The sequence below is a fragment of the Afipia sp. OHSU_II-C1 genome, from assembly GCF_000497575.1.
Classification (GTDB): Bacteria; Pseudomonadota; Alphaproteobacteria; order Rhizobiales; family Xanthobacteraceae; genus Afipia.
The window spans coordinates 200,143-215,085 of the sequence record NZ_APJI01000006.1; the positions used below are offsets into that span (position 1 = coordinate 200,143).

The following is a 14,943-nucleotide window of genomic DNA, read 5'->3' on the forward strand; positions in this document are numbered from 1 at the left end:
GATCCTAGGTCGGAGTTTGTCAAACTAGTGAAGGGCTCAAACGGCTTCGATCGCCAGGTCGTCGAACAGGCTCACGGCCAGTTCAAATGCCTTACCATCAATCTGTTGATCGTCAGGTACCATCAGGTAATGCTTTAGGACCGCAACCTTGGCTCGCATTGCTGGAAGCGACGTTGAACGCATTGCAATCATTTCGTTGGCAAGAGCCAAAAGCTGCTCTTGAAGTTTGCCCAACGTCTCGAGAAGGCCTTGATCGTCGTCCGACTCGGAGTACGCGGCAACGGCCCCCTCATAGTCAGGCAGCAGCTGAAGGATTTCGCCCGCCTTTAAGCAGATGAGTTCGTCGGATCTCTTCGGAAATATTTCACCGGCGCACCCAGTGCTCGAATCCGATGCCACGAAAGTCGGGTGAGGAAAAAGGAATTTCTGGAACTGCATTGAGACCTACAGTTTGAGCCTAGTGGCTTGTCGCCGGTGACGGACCGACTACCGGAAGCGTGTCGATCGAACAGTTGCTCTGGTCGCGATTGATGGCAAGTCCGTCCTTCACAGCGTGAACGGTGGCGCCATCTCGACTACACGCAGCGTGAATAGCAAACCCCAAATATCTCAAGCCTTACGCCTCAAAAAAATCACGGTGCGTGAATGTTGCGCTGAAGCAACGATTATTGAATTTCGCTGCTCGGATGCCGGGATGATGCTGTGTTTCGATCATGGCGATCACGAAAGGTAGCGAGATTGTGCACAGCCAACGGCATGGAAGAGCGACGTATCGAGCGTAACGCTCCAGTAATCTCATTTGGAAAGCTCGCTGATTTGGCGATTGCGGTTGTTAGAATCCCCCCTAACTACGAACTTCACGGTCTTGATGGATGGCCTAAGCCTTCGACAACAATTGAGCACATCAGTCTCAAAGTCAGCTGCCACTCGATTGCGCCGAAACAGCGTCGACAGTTCAATGGTGATGCTCGTCGAGGAAATATCGACAATGGGAGCGTCGCTAAACCACGAAATAGCATTGGCAAGTCCAATTCGGCTGCTGACGAGCGAGCCGAGCGAGCCGAGCGCTTCTGCGCTGCTCGGCTCGCGCGCGCGAAGGTTCAAAGATGGTTCTAAGATAGTTCGTGACCGGACTCCCGGACCGGTTAGGTCCGGACTCCCGGACTGGTCCCGATTGTCTTCCGCACCGGTTGTATCTTCCAAACCGGTAGTCGAATCCGCACTGGTGCCAGTGCGGACTTCCGCACTCGTGCCGGTGCGGGACTCCGCACCGGACGGATCCTTGAAGACGAAGTTGCTAGTATTGCTCTTCGCACCCCCTTTAGTGCTTTCGACCGTCAGCCAACCGAGCGCTTTTAATTGGTTGATGGCGTCAATCGCAGCCGTTCGACCACGTCCCATTTCTCGTCCGATCGTTGTAAAACTCGGATTGCATTTACCGGTTTCGTTGTTCCGAAACTTCAGGATGCAGACCGTGGCGGCACATTTAGCCGCGGCCGAGGGTCTGGAATCTTTCATGATCGCCCAGAGCGTCGCGTAGTCCGACCTTGGCTTCCGTTTTCCCCCGGTCATCAAGCCACGCCAGGGTCTTTCGATGCCGACGCAATACAGCCGGCCCAGACTATCTCGTCGAGAAAGCGCTTACGCACCCCAGGGCGCGCATTCGTCCATGCCATGCGAAGCATGAGCCATTCCGGCAACTCGGCGGCGGCGGCGGCCTTGGCCTCCTTGGTTCGTCGGGATATCCGCTCGCGCACTTCGGGATTGGCCATCCGTGCCTTGGTCATCTCGCTGATGCGAGCCCGCTGCTCTGGCGTCATGTCCGGACCGTGCTTCATAACGAAATCCGGAAATACGCGCCATCGACCAAGCAAGAGTGAAGCGCGGCGGCAATCGGCGTGGCAGGCATTGCCTCGGCTTTATTAGCCAAAGGCAATGCGACGATCGATCCACCTGATGAGAAAGTCATTTCGCAACCATCACCAAAGGACAGTTACGCTTTGATCTTTTTCATTATTGAGATTGGAGACGCTCTGCCACCTCCAGGAAAATAGCCCGGAATCCTAATGTTGCCGAGCGAAAGGTCCAACTGGGCAGTCGGCGACACTTCCATCAATGAAAGTGCTTCACTGAATGGACTGTGAACCACCAGTTCTCTACGGCCATGCTTTGCCAACAATTCTCGCACTGCCTTGAGCGTTGCCTCGCCATCCTGAATTTTGTGAAGAAGAGAAGCCACCTTAGTCAGCGACTCGTGCAGCTGCGCGTAGTTATCCAAAAGATCAACTCTAACCTTTTTCGCCTCGCTCGCACGCCGCTCAACTTCAGCCTTAACTTCGATCGCGGCGGCCTCCTGTTGCCGTCGTTGCGCTCCGGCGATCGCTAAACGAAGAGCCCCCTGCTCAGCTTCGAGCTTCGCAATATCCGCTTGGATGAAGGGAACTTCCTTTGGCGAACTAAAAATGGCCGTTTCCAGCCGATCCTTCAGATCGACTGCAGCCATTTGGGCTGCTTCAAGTTGGTCGGCCAATTCCGGCACGACTGCTTCGAATTCACGAGAGCTTTTAAGGCCGGAAAGCTTGCCGGCAATCTTTTCAAAATTGAACATCGTTAACTCCGCTGTTTGATTGGTAGCGGAGGAAACACTGCATCTTGTTCTGCAAGCAACCAGCAAGGGTCAGTAACCGTGCCGATTCACCCGATGTGCTTAGCTATGAAACTCGCCTCTGGCGCTTGGCGAGCATTCTCTGCGCGATCGCGTTACAGATGGCTGGCTGAGACAGTTTCAGGTAGCGCTTGGCGGTCGAATGCGATGGATCAGACTGGGGATCTATTCTTGCAATCTCATCGCACAGCAATTTAGCGTACTCATCAAAGCTTTCGGGTAGTCCGTTAGGTCCGATATGGTTTGCTACAACTAGTTGGTGAGCAAGCGGCCAATCATACGTAGAAGGCCTTCCACCCAGGTTCTTTAGGGGCACAATCTCGTGCTGAACCGACTCTTTGCCCGGTTTACGAAATCGGACGTCAAGAAGCTTCATGCCGGAATCACTTACTAAATCACCTAGAACTGAATCTGGTGAAAATCGGAAGATGGATGCATTCCCACTGGACCACATCGCATGTGGAGCGTCTTCGATGGGACGATACCAAAGCTCCATCTCCCTAGAAAAAATCATCGTCTGTCCATCCGCGAACACCTCAGTCGCAGGTCGGAAATGGCCTACCCGAGTCCATTGCCAGAGCTCGCGGCCATCCGCGAAACGCGGAGGAACAAAGCCGACGCTTTTAGGCGGATCACAATAGTCAAGGAACTCGGACAGGGTCATGTCATCCGGTTGCGCGACATACATCTCGGGCTCCTGCGTTGAAAACATGGCCGGGAGCCAAAAACCCGCGAGCGAATCGGACCGACGCCTTGGCTCTTAGGCATTGTGTTGCGGCTTGGGCACCGCTGCCGGCCAGCCGAAAGATTGGCAGCTGGGTCGACTCTGAATTTTCGCGAATCTGATTTTGGACTCTATGTGGAGTTTGCTCCGGGGAATTGGAAGATCAAGTTGATAGTCAGGCTTACGGACCGCTACCGGGGGAAATCGGAGCTAAAGTTCACATAGCGTGAAATAGAGTAACTTGAAAAATTCAGTTCTTCTGAACCTCGACAGCTCAGCAACCAGTTGTTGACCCTTACTGGTTTTCGTTTGCCCAAATTCGGCGCGTATTGCCGCATCACGGCAGACGAGCCCGAATGCGCCAGAAAGCCCCCAGTTTACCCCCTAAAAGGCCCCCGGAGGACGTTCTGGCGGTCGCGCGAGCGCTTGCTATTCTGCACGCTCGTCGGGATCATGACGCCGAACTTGCGCGGCTGGCTAGTCCGCCCGCGCGCGTCCCTGACCGGAAGCGCCAATGATCCGCGCCGCAATTTACAGCCGCTTTTCGAGCGAATTGCAAAATGACAAGTCTGTCGATGATCAGATTGTGTTCTGCCGTGAAATATGCGCTCGCGAAGGCTTTGCGGTTGCAATGACGTTTGAAGACCGCGAGGTATCCGGCGCCTCGACGCATAACCGCCCAGGCTATCAATCGATGATGCGCGCCGCTGAGAGCCGGCTATTCGATATCATCGTGGCTGAGGACATGGATCGGCTGTTTCGCGATCAAGCTGACTATCACGAGGCGCGCAAGCGGCTCGACTTTCTCGGCATTGCTTTTCACGTCTCCGCCGGCAAGGTCAGCCGGATCGACGGCGCGTTGCGCGCACTTATGGGTGAAATGTACCTCGAGAACTTAGCGCTACACGTTCGTCGCGGTCTTGAGGGCGTAGTGCGCGACGGCCGGCACGCTGGTGGCAGGGCCTATGGCTACACGACCGTGGCAGGCAAACCAGGTGAGCTCGCGATCAACCCCGCGGAGACAGCGATCGTTCAGCGAATCTTTGCTGAGTACGTCGCCGGCCTCACGCCACGCGCAATAGCCGCGGGCCTAAACGCCGATGGGATCAAGCCGCCGCGCGGCAAGACTTGGAACGCTTCCACCATTAACGGCAATAGGACGCGCGGCCATGGCATCCTTTTGAACGAGCTCTATGTCGGCCGTATCGTCTGGAACAAGGTTCGCATGATCAAGGATCCGGCGACCGGCAAGCGAATCTCGCGGCCCAATGCGAAGGAAAAATATCGCCGCGCGGACGCGCCTAGGCTGCGCATTATCGACGAAGCGACATTCGCGGCCGCGCAAAAGATCAAGCACACGCGCAGCATCGCCGGTGCAACGCATTCGCGCCAACCGCCCCGGCCTCTGTCCGGACTCTTGCGCTGTGGATCGTGCGGCGCCGGCTTGACATCGATCGGATTGACCAAAGGAACGCCGCGTGTGCAATGCTCGGCGCACCGCGAAAGTGGGTCTTGCGGCAACTCGCGTAAAGTCAACCGCGACATGATCGAAGCTTTGACATTCGAGGGTTTACGGGACGCATTACTACACCCCGAGGTGATCGCAGAATACGTCCGAACATATAACGCCGAACGCCGGCGGCTTGCGAAGACGGCGGCTGGCGACCGCTCGCGGCTTGATCGGCGCGCTGGCGAAATACACAAAGAGCTTGACCGCTTGGTCGACGCCATAGCGCAGGGCGTTGCGCTGGAAAGCATCGCGCCTCGCATCAAGAAACTAGAAGTCGAGCGGGACGATATCCGCAGTGCAATTGCCAGAGCGAAGGCCGCTGATCAGGTCATCAGTCTGCACCCCGCCTCCATTGAGCGGTACGCTTACGATGTTGCAGAGCTCGGAAAGGTTCTGTCGCGTGGCGGCGACGCGGCCGCGGTTTCTGATCTAACGGGCAGGCTGCGACGTCTAGTAATGGCCGTGATTGTTCAGGCGCCGCCAAATAGCACCGATCTGAAGGTCGAGATCCAGGGCAGGCTGGGTGAACTAACCGGCCTTGCAGCCCTGGGCCGCAAGGGAGGGGGGAGTGATGGTAGCGAGAGAGGGACTCGAACCCCCGACCCCAGGATTATGATTCCCGTGCTCTAACCAGCTGAGCTACCTCGCCACACGTCCAGACCGCCTTCGCGGTCGCGAACGGCGGCATATAAGAAGTCACCCAAATGCCTGTCAAGCAACGATGACCGGAAGCGCCATCTGATTGGCCTTGCATGCGCATTCTCCGGGAAACGGCACGCGCGAGAGCGGAAAAACCTTACTTTGGCCGCACCGAGGGATCGCCTCCGGGGCTACCGGGCGGCGGAATCACCGGCGTGGTCCCGGCCTGAGGGGTCGGCGCATGCATCTGGGGGTCGACGCCGGGCGGCGGGCACAGCACGCCGTCGGATTTCGCCAGCCTGTCGCCAAGGGATTCGGGGGCGCGCCCCGTCGTGGTCCCGCGAGGCGCGACGGTCCCTTCGTGCGGAACAGCCTCGGTCGGCGTGCAGTTAGACGCTGCGCGATCGGGGTTTGGCGGCGCAGTTTGCGTCGGCGGCATCGCCGGCGCGGGCGGCGCCTGCGCAAAGGCCACAGCAGGCAACACCACCAGCGCGGCGCTTATGGCAATCGGAAGTTTCATGGTCATGGAACGGAAACGGCGTCGCGGCGCGGATGTTCCCTGCGACACATCGCGGCAATCAGCCCTTGCGATAGCGGATCAGCGAAAAGTGCCCCATCGGCGCCATCGGACGGCGCTCGACCAGTGTCACGCCGCCATGTTTCGCAGCCCAGTTCACCAGCCGTGCCCACGGAAATTCCGGCCGCCAGCCAAGCCGCCGCGCCAGCGGCGCGAACGCAAGCTCGAAGATCTTGCGCGGGCCGCTTTCCGCGCCGATGTGATTGACCAGAATGAGTTCACCGCCCGGCTTCAGCACGCGCATGAAATCGTCCAGCGTCGCTTCCGGATCCGGCACCGCCGTGATGACGTACTGCGCCACCACCGCATCGAACGCGTTGTCCGGGAACGCGAGATTCTTCGCATCCATCACCGACAGCGTTTCCACGTTGGTGAGGTTTTGTGCGCGCACGCGCTCCTGCGCCTTGCGCAGCATCGGTTCGGAAATATCGACGCCATGGAGCTTCGTGGTGCGCGAATAATCCGACAGCGACAATCCGGTGCCGACTCCGACATCGAGCACACGGCCGCCGATCGCATCGGCCACGGCGATGGTCGACTTGCGGCCCTCGTCGAACACCTTGCCGAACACCATGTCGTAAACCGGCGCCCACGCGGCGTAGGCCTTCGCCACTCCGGCACGATCGATGTCGTTGGTCATGTCCCCGCCCTGTTACGCAACACGTGTTCTTGTCCGGCACGATCGGCCGGAAGTCCCTTATTCTTGAAGGACCAGACGTTATCCGGCAAGGGCTTCGCGCTGACGCGGCACTGACACAAGGTCGCGCGGCGCGGCGCTGATGAAACCGCCGCCGAGCACGCGCGCCTGTCCCGCAGGCGCATCGTAGAACACGCAGGCCTGCCCCGGCGACACGCCTTCCTCGCCGTCCACGAGTTCGACTTCATAAACCCCGCCGACGCGGCGCAGCCAGGCCGGCTGCGCCGGACGGGTGGAGCGCACCTTCACGAACATCTCGAGGCCGTCGCCGATCGCAGAATTCAGATCGCCGCCGCCGATCCAGTTGACATCACGCAACAGGATGCGCCGCACGTTCAGCGCCTCGCGCGGACCGACCACGACACGGCGCGTCTCCGCATCAAGCTGCACAACATACAGCGGCGCATGCGCCGCGATACCGAGGCCGCGGCGCTGGCCGATGGTGAAACCGACGATGCCCTGATGGCGGCCGAGTACACGGCCTTCGAGATCGACGATATCGCCCGGCTCCATCGCCTTCGGCTTCAGCCGCTCGATCACATCGGTGTAACGGCCGGTCGGCACAAAACAGATATCCTGGCTGTCGTGCTTGTCGGCGACCGACAATCCGAAGCGGCGCGCCAGTTCACGGGTTTGCGCCTTCGTCATGTCGCCGAGCGGAAAGCGAACGTCGGCAAGTTGATCCTGCGTTGTCGCGAACAGGAAGTAGCTCTGGTCACGGTCGGCATCGGCCGCGCAGACCAGCGCGCGCGATCCGTCCGCCAGACGGCGCGACGCGACATAGTGTCCGGTGGCCAGCGCCTTGGCGCCAAGCTCACGGGCGGTCGACAGCAGATCGCGAAACTTGATCGAGCGGTTGCACTCGATACAGGGCACCGGAGTCTCGCCCTGCACATAACTCTCGGCGAAGCTTTCGATCACGGATTCGCGGAAGCGGCTCTCATAGTCCAGCACGTAATGGGGAATGCCGAGACGCGCGGCGACATCTCGCGCATCATGAATGTCCTGGCCCGCGCAGCATGCACCCTTGCGGTGGGTCGCGGCCCCATGATCGTAAAGCTGCAAGGTGATGCCGACCACGTCGTAGCCTTCGGCTTTCAGCAGCGCAGCGGTCGCCGACGAATCGACACCGCCGGACATGGCGACGACGACCCGGGTGTCTTCCGGGCGACCTTCGAGGTCGAGGCTGTTGAGCATGGCAGGGCCGATCTTGCTGTTGCCGGGACCGCCTGGGCAGCCCGCAACCGGTCATTTCAGGGTTTGCACTTTACTTATAGTCCGACCCTAGCCGAGGCAATCACGGTCGGCCTTGATCCATTGCAATTAAACCCGGCTCTTTTGGGGGGAAAATCTTGCCGCCGGGCAGAAAGCCCCCGGTTCCGCACTCGCCAGCCGTCGCCCCACAACCTTATAACCCGTTGAAATATATCATATTTACAATCTACTGCCGGTGGCCCGGTCCTTGCTCAACAAAGACCGCGTAGCAACGTGAAAGGCCACCCGTGTTCAGCGTCACTCCGGAACCTCTCGTCTCCAAGCCCGCTTACGATCCGCAGGCAAAGCAGACCCGCGCCGAACAGCCATCGTCGGACGGCTTCGCCGCTCTGGTGGACAGCAACGCCGCTGCAAGCTCCGATTCCCGCCCGGCGCCAGACAGGCCGGTCTCGCCGCGCCGCGATACCCGCGATGCGCGGCAGGCCGATGCGCCCCCGAAAGGCAAGGACCGGCCGCAGACCGATGGCTCCACCGGTTCAGCGAACAACGAATCCAGCGCCGCGCAGCAGGATGCCGATCCATCGGCGTCCCCCGACGTAAAGGCCGCCAGTGGCAAGACCGGCGGCAAAGACAAAACCGCGTCCGACGCCACGAAGACCGACGACAAATCCGGCGGCGATGACACCGCCGCGAGTACCGCGACGCCAATTGTCCCGGCTATCGTTACCGACCCTGTCGCTGTGGTGATCGCTGCGGCGGCCGATCCCGCCACCGTGACTGGTGACAATCCAACAGCAGGAACAACAGCGACGGCAACCGTTGCCATTGCTGGCGCTACCACCGTCACACCAGCGGATGCGTCGGCTGCGCAAACACCCGTGATCGCAGACGCCAAAACCGCGGTAGCAGCCGTCAGTACCGACGCGGCAGCCCCGGTTGAAACCACCGCTCCCGAAACATCCGCTGCGGCGGTCACAGCCGCTGCAACCGTCATCAAGTCCGATGGCGGCAAGACTGAAATCCCCGTGAAGGATGCAGAGACGGCGCCTGCGAAGGACAGCAAGGACGGCAAGCATGCCGCCGACACGTCCGCGGCAAAGGCCTCCACCGATCAGGCCATCAAGCCCGAGACCGCCGCATCGAATCCGGATGACAAGCCGGCGGAGCATGACAAGGCAGCCTCGGAGTCGGGCAAGACCGATGCCGAGTCATCGAAACACGCTGCCAAGGCGGCGCCGCAGGCCGAGCATCGCGCTGCGTCGGCTCCGCATCCTGCGTTGCAGACCGATCCCGGCTTGCAGGTTCCCACCGGCATTCAGCCGCAACCGGTCCAGACCCATGCCGCCAATCTGACCGCAGTCCCGGTGCCGGCAGCGAATACAACGCTCGCCGACAGCGCGCCGGTGCCGCTGAACGGCCTTGCCGCTGACATCGCGCTGCGCGCGGCAGGCGGCAACAGCCGCTTCGAGATTCGTCTTGACCCGGCGGAGCTTGGCCGCATCGACGTGCGTCTCGACGTCGACAAGCACGGCAATGTCACCTCGCACCTGACGGTGGAACGGCCGGCGACGCTCGACATGCTGCGCAACGACGCGCCGAGACTCCAGCAGGCGCTGGAAGACGCCGGCCTGAAGACCGGCGACTCGGGATTGCAGTTCAGCCTGCGCGACCAGTCGTCCTCAGGCCGCGATGGCGATAACGGCTCCGGCCGCAATTCGCAGCGCGTTGTCATTACCGAAGAAGACACCGTCCCCGCACAGGTCGCGGGACGAACCTACGGCCGCATGCTCGGAGCGAGCAGCGGCGTCGACATCAGGATTTGAGGAGACCATCATGGCGGTCGATGCAGCAACCATGCCGACGATACCGACGTCGGCGCCCGCGACAAACAATTCGTCCGGTTCGAATTCGAGCAACTCCAACAGCAGTTCGACCGGCATTGCGGATAATTTTCAATCCTTTCTGATGCTGCTGACCACGCAGTTGCAGAACCAGAACCCGCTCGATCCGCTGGATACCAACCAGTTCACACAGCAGCTCGTGCAGTTCGCGCAGGTCGAACAGCAATTGAAGTCGAACAGCCAGCTTGAATCGCTGGTCAAGATCGAACAGAGCGCACAGTCGACGCAGGCGCTGGTGTTCGTCGGCCAGACCGTGGCCGTCGACGGCAGCACCGCGCATTTCGACGGCAACGCGACCTGGAATTTCAACGCGCCGCAGAATTCGAGCGCGACTATCACCATCACCAACTCAGCGGGTCAGACCGCTTACACCGGCAGCTTCGCCATCGGCTCCGGAAATTCCAGCTTCGTCTGGGATGGCAAGGGCAATGACGGCACCAAGTGGCCGGTTGGTGACTACAAGATGACGGTCACCGCCAAGGACACCAACGGCAAGGACGTCGCGATCTCGACCGAGGTTCAAGGTACCGTAGATTCCGTCGACCTCACCGCCAGCCCGGCGCTGCTGTCGATCGGCGGCAAGAACTACACGGTCGATCAGATCAAGCGTGTCGTGAAGCAGGCCGCGTCGACCTGACGATGTGACAATCCGCTGACGCGGCGCAATCCTGACTGAGACTTTTCATATCCACAGGCTGGTCCCTCACGGAACCGGCCTGTCCCGTTTTGGGCAGATCGAAGGAGAATCGTATTGGAGGCTTGGGTTTAGGTAAATTTTAAGCCGCCGGGGGTAGCGTGTTCCCACGAGTTCAGTTGTTTCGAGTTTGTGAGTACACCATGACAGAACCCCACCGCCCGAGGGTGAAGTACGTCATCGGGCCCGATGGCAGTCCGCTGACGATCGCGGATCTTCCTGCGCCCGGTACCAAACGGTGGGTTATCCGCCGTAAGGCCGAGGTTGTGGCCGCGGTTCGCGGGGGCCTCCTCTCCCTTGAGGAAGCCTGCAGCCGTTATACCCTGACGGTTGACGAATTCCTGTCCTGGCAGTTCTCCATCGACCAGCATGGTCTGGCCGGATTGCGCACCACCCGCATCCAGCAATACCGCCAGTAAGCTTCCTACACCATTTCATCGCAATTTTCTGAAAACCGGCTCCCTCGCGGGAAGCCGGTTTTCGGCATTTCCGCTTTTTCTCCTCACCCGTTAACCCTCGTTAACCATATGGAAACCATAGATAGGCAAATTCTGCCCAGTCGGTGAGTGGCACCGAATCTGTGGGGCTGGTTCGTTGCAGGGTCTGTTCTCCTTCCTGAAAGGTCTGGGCGCGGCGCGGATGGCGGCAATGGCCGCCGTAACGCTGGCTCTGGTCGGTTTCTTCGGCTTTGTCATCATGCGCGTCACCACGCCGCCGATGGCTACCCTCTTCACCGACCTCTCCTATGAAGACTCCTCGGCGATCATCAAGGATCTGGAACGCCAGGGCATTCCCTACGAGATGAAGAACGACGGCGCCGTGATCCAGGTGCCGAAGGACAAGATCACCCGGCTGCGCATGAAGCTGGCCGAAGGCGGCCTGCCCAAGGGCGGCGGCATCGGTTACGAGATTTTCGACAAGTCCGACGCCCTCGGGTCCACCAGCTTCGTCCAGAACATCAACCACCTGCGCGCCCTCGAGGGCGAACTGGCCCGCACCATCAAGGCCATCGACCGCATCCAGGCCGCCCGCGTGCATCTGGTGCTGCCGGAACGGCCGCTGTTCTCCCGCGAAACCCCCGAACCCTCGGCCTCGATCGTGCTGCGCGTGCGCGGCGCGCTCGAACCGCAGCAGGTCCGCGCCATCCGCCATATCGTTGCCTCCGCGGTCAACGGCATGAAGGCGCAGCGCGTTTCCATTGTCGACGAATCCGGTCAGTTGCTGGCCAACGGCGCCGCCGGCGACGGCGCGGCCGATGGCGGCAGCGGCGACGAGCGCCGCGCCTCGTTCGAGAAGCGCATGCGCGACCAGGTCGAGGCCATCGTTTCCTCGGTGGTCGGCTCCGGACGGGCCCGCGTACAGCTCACCGCGGACTTCGACTACAACAAGGTCACCCAGACTTCAGACAAGTTCGACCCCGAGGGCCGGGTGCTGCGGTCCAGCCAGTCCCGCGAAGAATCCTCCGCAACCGCCAATGCCAATGACAGCCAGGTCACCGTCAACAACGAACTGCCCGGTGCACAGGGACAGGGCGGCGGCGCCACCCCGAAGGACCAAAGCAAGAAGAGCGAGGAAATCAACAACTACGAGATTTCCCGCGTCACCAAGACCGAAGTGACCGAAGCCGGCCGCGTCAACCGCATCTCGGTCGCGGTGCTGGTCGATGGCAGCTACACCAAGAACGACAAGGGCGAGATCGTCTATGCCGCCCGCGCCAAAGAAGACCTCGACCGCATCGCCGCACTGGTCCGTTCCGCGATCGGCTTCGACCAGAAGCGCGGCGACCAGGTCGAGATCGTGAACCTGCGCTTTGCCGAAGTGCCGTCGGTGATCCCGGCCGAGACGCCGAAGAGCTTGCTCGGCATGTTCCAGTTCACCAAGGACGACATCATGTACTTCGTCGAACTGGGCGTGATGTTCGTGCTCGGCATCATCGTGGTGTTCATGGTGGTGCGCCCGCTGCTCAAGCGCGTGCTCGCGGCAGATGCCGCAGCCAACCCCGCTCCGCTTCCGGCCCTGCCCGAAACCACGCCGGCCCCGACCCATCCGCAGCCGCAGATCGCCAACAATGCGACCGCGCAGATGATCGACGTCGCGCAGGTCCAGGGCCAGGTGCACGCCCAGTCCGTGCACCGCGTCGGCGAACTCGCCGACCGCAACCCGAACGAAACAGCTTCTATCATTCGTCAGTGGCTTTCAGAACCGGCCTGATCCGACATGGCAAACGCACCCGCGCTCACCAACAACAACGCCCAGAACACCAACGACATCGCCGGCGTCGTCGCCACCCTGGCCAGCCGCCAGAAAGGCCGCGCCAAGACCACGCCGATGTCCGGGCCGAAGCGCGCCGCCATCATGATGCTGGCGCTGGGCGAACAATACGGCGGCAAGATCTGGTCGATGCTGGATGACGACGAGGTGCGCGAGCTGTCACTGGTGATGTCCTCGCTGGGGACCGTCGAAGCCGACGTGGTCGAAGACCTGATGCTGGAATTCGTCTCGCGGATGTCGGCCTCCGGCGCGCTGATGGGCAACTTCGACGCCACCGAGCGGCTGTTGCAGCAGTACCTGCCTTCCGACCGCGTCAACGGCATCATGGATGAAATCCGCGGTCCCGCCGGCCGCAACATGTGGGAGAAGCTCTCCAACGTGCAGGAAGAGGTTCTCGCCAACTACCTCAAGAACGAATACCCGCAGACCATCGCCGTCGTGCTGTCCAAGCTGAAGCCCGAGCATGCTGCGCGCGTGCTGGCGATCCTGCCCGAGGACATGGCGCTCGACGTCGTCAACCGCATGCTGAAGATGGAAGCGGTACAGAAGGAAGTCATCGAGCGCGTCGAGCAGACCCTGCGTGTCGAGTTCATGTCGAACCTGTCGCAGACCCGCCGCCGCGACGCCCATGAGGTGATGGCGGAAATCTTCAACAATTTCGACCGCCAGACCGAGACCCGCTTCATCACCTCGCTTGAAGAGGACAATCGCGAGGCCGCCGAGCGCATCAAGGCGCTGATGTTCACATTCGACGACCTCGTCAAGCTCGATGCCGGGTCGGCCCAGACTCTGATGCGCCATGTCGACAAGGACAAGCTCGGTATCGCGCTGAAGGGCGCCAACGAGACCGTGCGCGACTTCTTCATGGGCAACATGTCGAGCCGCGCCGCCAAGATGCTGCAGGACGACATGGCCGCGGCCGGCCCCGTCCGGTTGCGCGATGTCGACGAGGCGCAGGCGCTGCTGGTCAATCTCGCCAAGGACCTCGCGGCCAAGGGCGAAATCATGCTGCAGAAAAACCGTGCTGACGACGAGTTGGTGTACTGATGGGCGCACCCGCAAAATTCCTGTTCGATCTCGACTTCGCGGCGCCGGACGTCGCCAAGGAGCGCGCCGCAACCGCCGTCGAGGTCGCACAGCAGATCGCGGAAGCGGAAGCACGGGCCTATCGCGCCGGTTTCGACGCCGCGCGGAATGAAGCCAAGGCGGAGAGCGACCGGCGCGCGGCGCTGGCGCTCGAGGAAATCGGAATTTCGATCAGGGCCATTGCCGGCCGCTTCTCGACCATCGAGGAGCGGATGGAGACCGAAGCTGTCGATGTCGCGCTCTCGGTCGCCCGCAAGCTGTGCGCGGAGATGATCGCTGCCGAGCCGCTCACCGAGGTCATGGCGCTGGTTAGCGACTGCTTTCGTCATCTGACCGCAACCCCTCATATCGTGGTGAGGATCAACGACTCGCTGTATGACGCCGCGCGCGCGCAGATCGAACAACTGGCGAAGCGCAACGGCTTCGAAGGAAAGCTCGTGATCCTGGCCGAGCCGGACATCGCCAGCGGCGACTGCAAGATCGAATGGGCCGACGGCGGCGTGACCCTAGATCGCGCCACCATCGATGCGAAGATCAATGAACTCGTGGGGCGCTATCTCGCGTCCCGCAATCAGGCCGGGCTTCCCGGCCATGAGGACCGACCATGAGCGACACAGACAGCACCGTTCCGCTTCCCGATCTCAACGCCGCCGATACGCCGGTCGCTGAGGATCAGAACTATTACGATGACGACGATCATGTCGGACGCATCGCCTCCGATCTTGAAGCGGTGTTCGACGTCCCGGTTCAGGTCTCGGCGGTCCTCGGCCGCTCCAAGATGGACGTCGCCGATCTGCTGCGGCTCGGCCCCGGCACCGTGCTCGAACTGGACCGCCGCGTCGGCGAATCCATCGACATCTACGTCAACAACCGGCTGGTCGCGCGCGGCGAAGTCGTTCTCGTCGAGGACAAGCTCGGCGTCACCATGACCGAAATCATCAAGGCGGAACGCGCCTGATCCATT

The 14,943-nt window shown here is 61.0% G+C and carries 15 protein-coding genes and 1 tRNA gene; 7 read left to right on the forward strand and 9 right to left on the reverse strand.

Annotation, left to right across the window (positions count from 1 at the left end; translation table 11 throughout):
- Positions 1-36: 36 nt before the first annotated feature.
- The 9 genes from I554_RS0106080 to mnmA form a co-directional block, all read right to left on the reverse strand.
- Complete coding sequence (locus tag I554_RS0106080; protein ID WP_024575935.1) at positions 37-438, reverse strand: hypothetical protein; 402 nt, start codon at positions 436-438, stop codon at positions 37-39.
- A gap of 357 nt (positions 439-795) precedes the next feature.
- On the reverse strand, positions 796-1,572 hold the full coding sequence (locus I554_RS0106085) for a helix-turn-helix domain-containing protein (RefSeq protein WP_024575934.1): 777 nt from the start codon (positions 1,570-1,572) through the stop codon (positions 796-798).
- Positions 1,572-1,838: a hypothetical protein gene (locus tag I554_RS0106090; RefSeq protein ID WP_024575933.1), complete on the reverse strand. Its 267-nt coding sequence runs from the start codon at positions 1,836-1,838 to the stop codon at positions 1,572-1,574. The genes I554_RS0106085 and I554_RS0106090 overlap by 1 nt, the downstream gene beginning before the upstream one ends.
- A 155-nt stretch (positions 1,839-1,993) precedes the next feature.
- A complete protein-coding gene (locus tag I554_RS0106095) occupies positions 1,994-2,608 on the reverse strand; it encodes a hypothetical protein (protein WP_024575932.1) in 615 nt (204 codons plus the stop codon).
- Positions 2,609-2,711: 103 nt separating this feature from the next.
- On the reverse strand, positions 2,712-3,353 hold the full coding sequence (locus tag I554_RS0106100) for a hypothetical protein (RefSeq protein ID WP_152528600.1): 642 nt from the start codon (positions 3,351-3,353) through the stop codon (positions 2,712-2,714).
- A 2,118-nt stretch (positions 3,354-5,471) separates the two neighbouring features.
- A tRNA-Met gene (locus tag I554_RS0106115) sits at positions 5,472-5,548 on the reverse strand.
- 147 nt (positions 5,549-5,695) lie between these two features.
- Positions 5,696-6,064 (reverse strand): hypothetical protein, encoded by a 369-nt coding sequence (locus tag I554_RS0106120; protein WP_024575929.1) that lies wholly within the window; start codon positions 6,062-6,064, stop codon positions 5,696-5,698.
- A 52-nt stretch (positions 6,065-6,116) separates the two neighbouring features.
- Entirely contained in the window at positions 6,117-6,755 is a 639-nt protein-coding gene (locus tag I554_RS0106125; protein WP_024575928.1) for a class I SAM-dependent methyltransferase, read from the reverse strand.
- A 78-nt stretch (positions 6,756-6,833) separates the two neighbouring features.
- Positions 6,834-8,009, reverse strand: a complete 1,176-nt coding sequence (gene mnmA / locus I554_RS0106130) for a tRNA 2-thiouridine(34) synthase MnmA (protein WP_024575927.1) — start codon at positions 8,007-8,009, stop codon at positions 6,834-6,836.
- A gap of 305 nt (positions 8,010-8,314) precedes the next feature.
- Here mnmA and I554_RS0106135 point away from each other — a divergent pair, with 305 nt between their 5' ends.
- From I554_RS0106135 to fliN, 7 genes are all read left to right on the forward strand, one after another.
- The gene (locus I554_RS0106135) at positions 8,315-9,850 is read left to right on the forward strand and encodes a flagellar hook-length control protein FliK (RefSeq protein WP_024575926.1); all 1,536 of its coding nucleotides are present in this window, start codon (positions 8,315-8,317) and stop codon (positions 9,848-9,850) included.
- 10 nt (positions 9,851-9,860) lie between these two features.
- The gene (locus I554_RS0106140) at positions 9,861-10,565 is read left to right on the forward strand and encodes a flagellar hook capping FlgD N-terminal domain-containing protein (protein ID WP_024575925.1); all 705 of its coding nucleotides are present in this window, start codon (positions 9,861-9,863) and stop codon (positions 10,563-10,565) included.
- Positions 10,566-10,765: 200 nt separating this feature from the next.
- Positions 10,766-11,041 carry a DUF1153 domain-containing protein gene (locus I554_RS0106145; RefSeq protein WP_002714638.1) on the forward strand — a complete coding sequence of 92 codons (276 nt, stop codon included), beginning with the start codon at positions 10,766-10,768 and terminating at the stop codon, positions 11,039-11,041.
- A 175-nt stretch (positions 11,042-11,216) separates the two neighbouring features.
- Complete coding sequence (fliF, locus tag I554_RS0106150) at positions 11,217-12,833, forward strand: flagellar basal-body MS-ring/collar protein FliF (RefSeq protein WP_024575924.1); 1,617 nt, start codon at positions 11,217-11,219, stop codon at positions 12,831-12,833.
- Between the two features lie 6 nt (positions 12,834-12,839).
- On the forward strand, positions 12,840-13,940 hold the full coding sequence (gene fliG / locus I554_RS0106155) for a flagellar motor switch protein FliG (protein WP_024575923.1): 1,101 nt from the start codon (positions 12,840-12,842) through the stop codon (positions 13,938-13,940).
- Positions 13,940-14,587, forward strand: a complete 648-nt coding sequence (locus I554_RS0106160; protein WP_024575922.1) for a FliH/SctL family protein — start codon at positions 13,940-13,942, stop codon at positions 14,585-14,587. The genes fliG and I554_RS0106160 overlap by 1 nt, the downstream gene beginning before the upstream one ends.
- The gene (gene fliN / locus I554_RS0106165) at positions 14,584-14,937 is read left to right on the forward strand and encodes a flagellar motor switch protein FliN (protein ID WP_024575921.1); all 354 of its coding nucleotides are present in this window, start codon (positions 14,584-14,586) and stop codon (positions 14,935-14,937) included. Before I554_RS0106160 ends, fliN begins: the two co-directional genes overlap by 4 nt.
- Positions 14,938-14,943 lie beyond the last annotated feature (6 nt).

Excerpts from the sequence above, each read along its gene's own strand:
- I554_RS0106080 (WP_024575935.1), bottom strand. The coding sequence starts at position 438 with ATGCAGTTCCAGAAATTCCTTTTTCCTCACCCGACTTTCGTGGCATCG.
- I554_RS0106085 (WP_024575934.1), bottom strand. The coding sequence starts at position 1,572 with ATGACCGGGGGAAAACGGAAGCCAAGGTCGGACTACGCGACGCTCTGG.
- I554_RS0106090 (WP_024575933.1), bottom strand. The coding sequence starts at position 1,838 with ATGAAGCACGGTCCGGACATGACGCCAGAGCAGCGGGCTCGCATCAGC.
- I554_RS0106095 (WP_024575932.1), bottom strand. The coding sequence starts at position 2,608 with ATGTTCAATTTTGAAAAGATTGCCGGCAAGCTTTCCGGCCTTAAAAGC.
- I554_RS0106100 (WP_152528600.1), bottom strand. The coding sequence starts at position 3,353 with ATGTATGTCGCGCAACCGGATGACATGACCCTGTCCGAGTTCCTTGAC.
- I554_RS0106120 (WP_024575929.1), bottom strand. The coding sequence starts at position 6,064 with ATGACCATGAAACTTCCGATTGCCATAAGCGCCGCGCTGGTGGTGTTG.
- I554_RS0106125 (WP_024575928.1), bottom strand. The coding sequence starts at position 6,755 with ATGACCAACGACATCGATCGTGCCGGAGTGGCGAAGGCCTACGCCGCG.
- mnmA (WP_024575927.1), bottom strand. The coding sequence starts at position 8,009 with ATGCTCAACAGCCTCGACCTCGAAGGTCGCCCGGAAGACACCCGGGTC.
- I554_RS0106140 (WP_024575925.1), top strand. The coding sequence starts at position 9,861 with ATGGCGGTCGATGCAGCAACCATGCCGACGATACCGACGTCGGCGCCC.
- I554_RS0106145 (WP_002714638.1), top strand. The coding sequence starts at position 10,766 with ATGACAGAACCCCACCGCCCGAGGGTGAAGTACGTCATCGGGCCCGAT.
- fliG (WP_024575923.1), top strand. The coding sequence starts at position 12,840 with ATGGCAAACGCACCCGCGCTCACCAACAACAACGCCCAGAACACCAAC.
- I554_RS0106160 (WP_024575922.1), top strand. The coding sequence starts at position 13,940 with ATGGGCGCACCCGCAAAATTCCTGTTCGATCTCGACTTCGCGGCGCCG.
- fliN (WP_024575921.1), top strand. The coding sequence starts at position 14,584 with ATGAGCGACACAGACAGCACCGTTCCGCTTCCCGATCTCAACGCCGCC.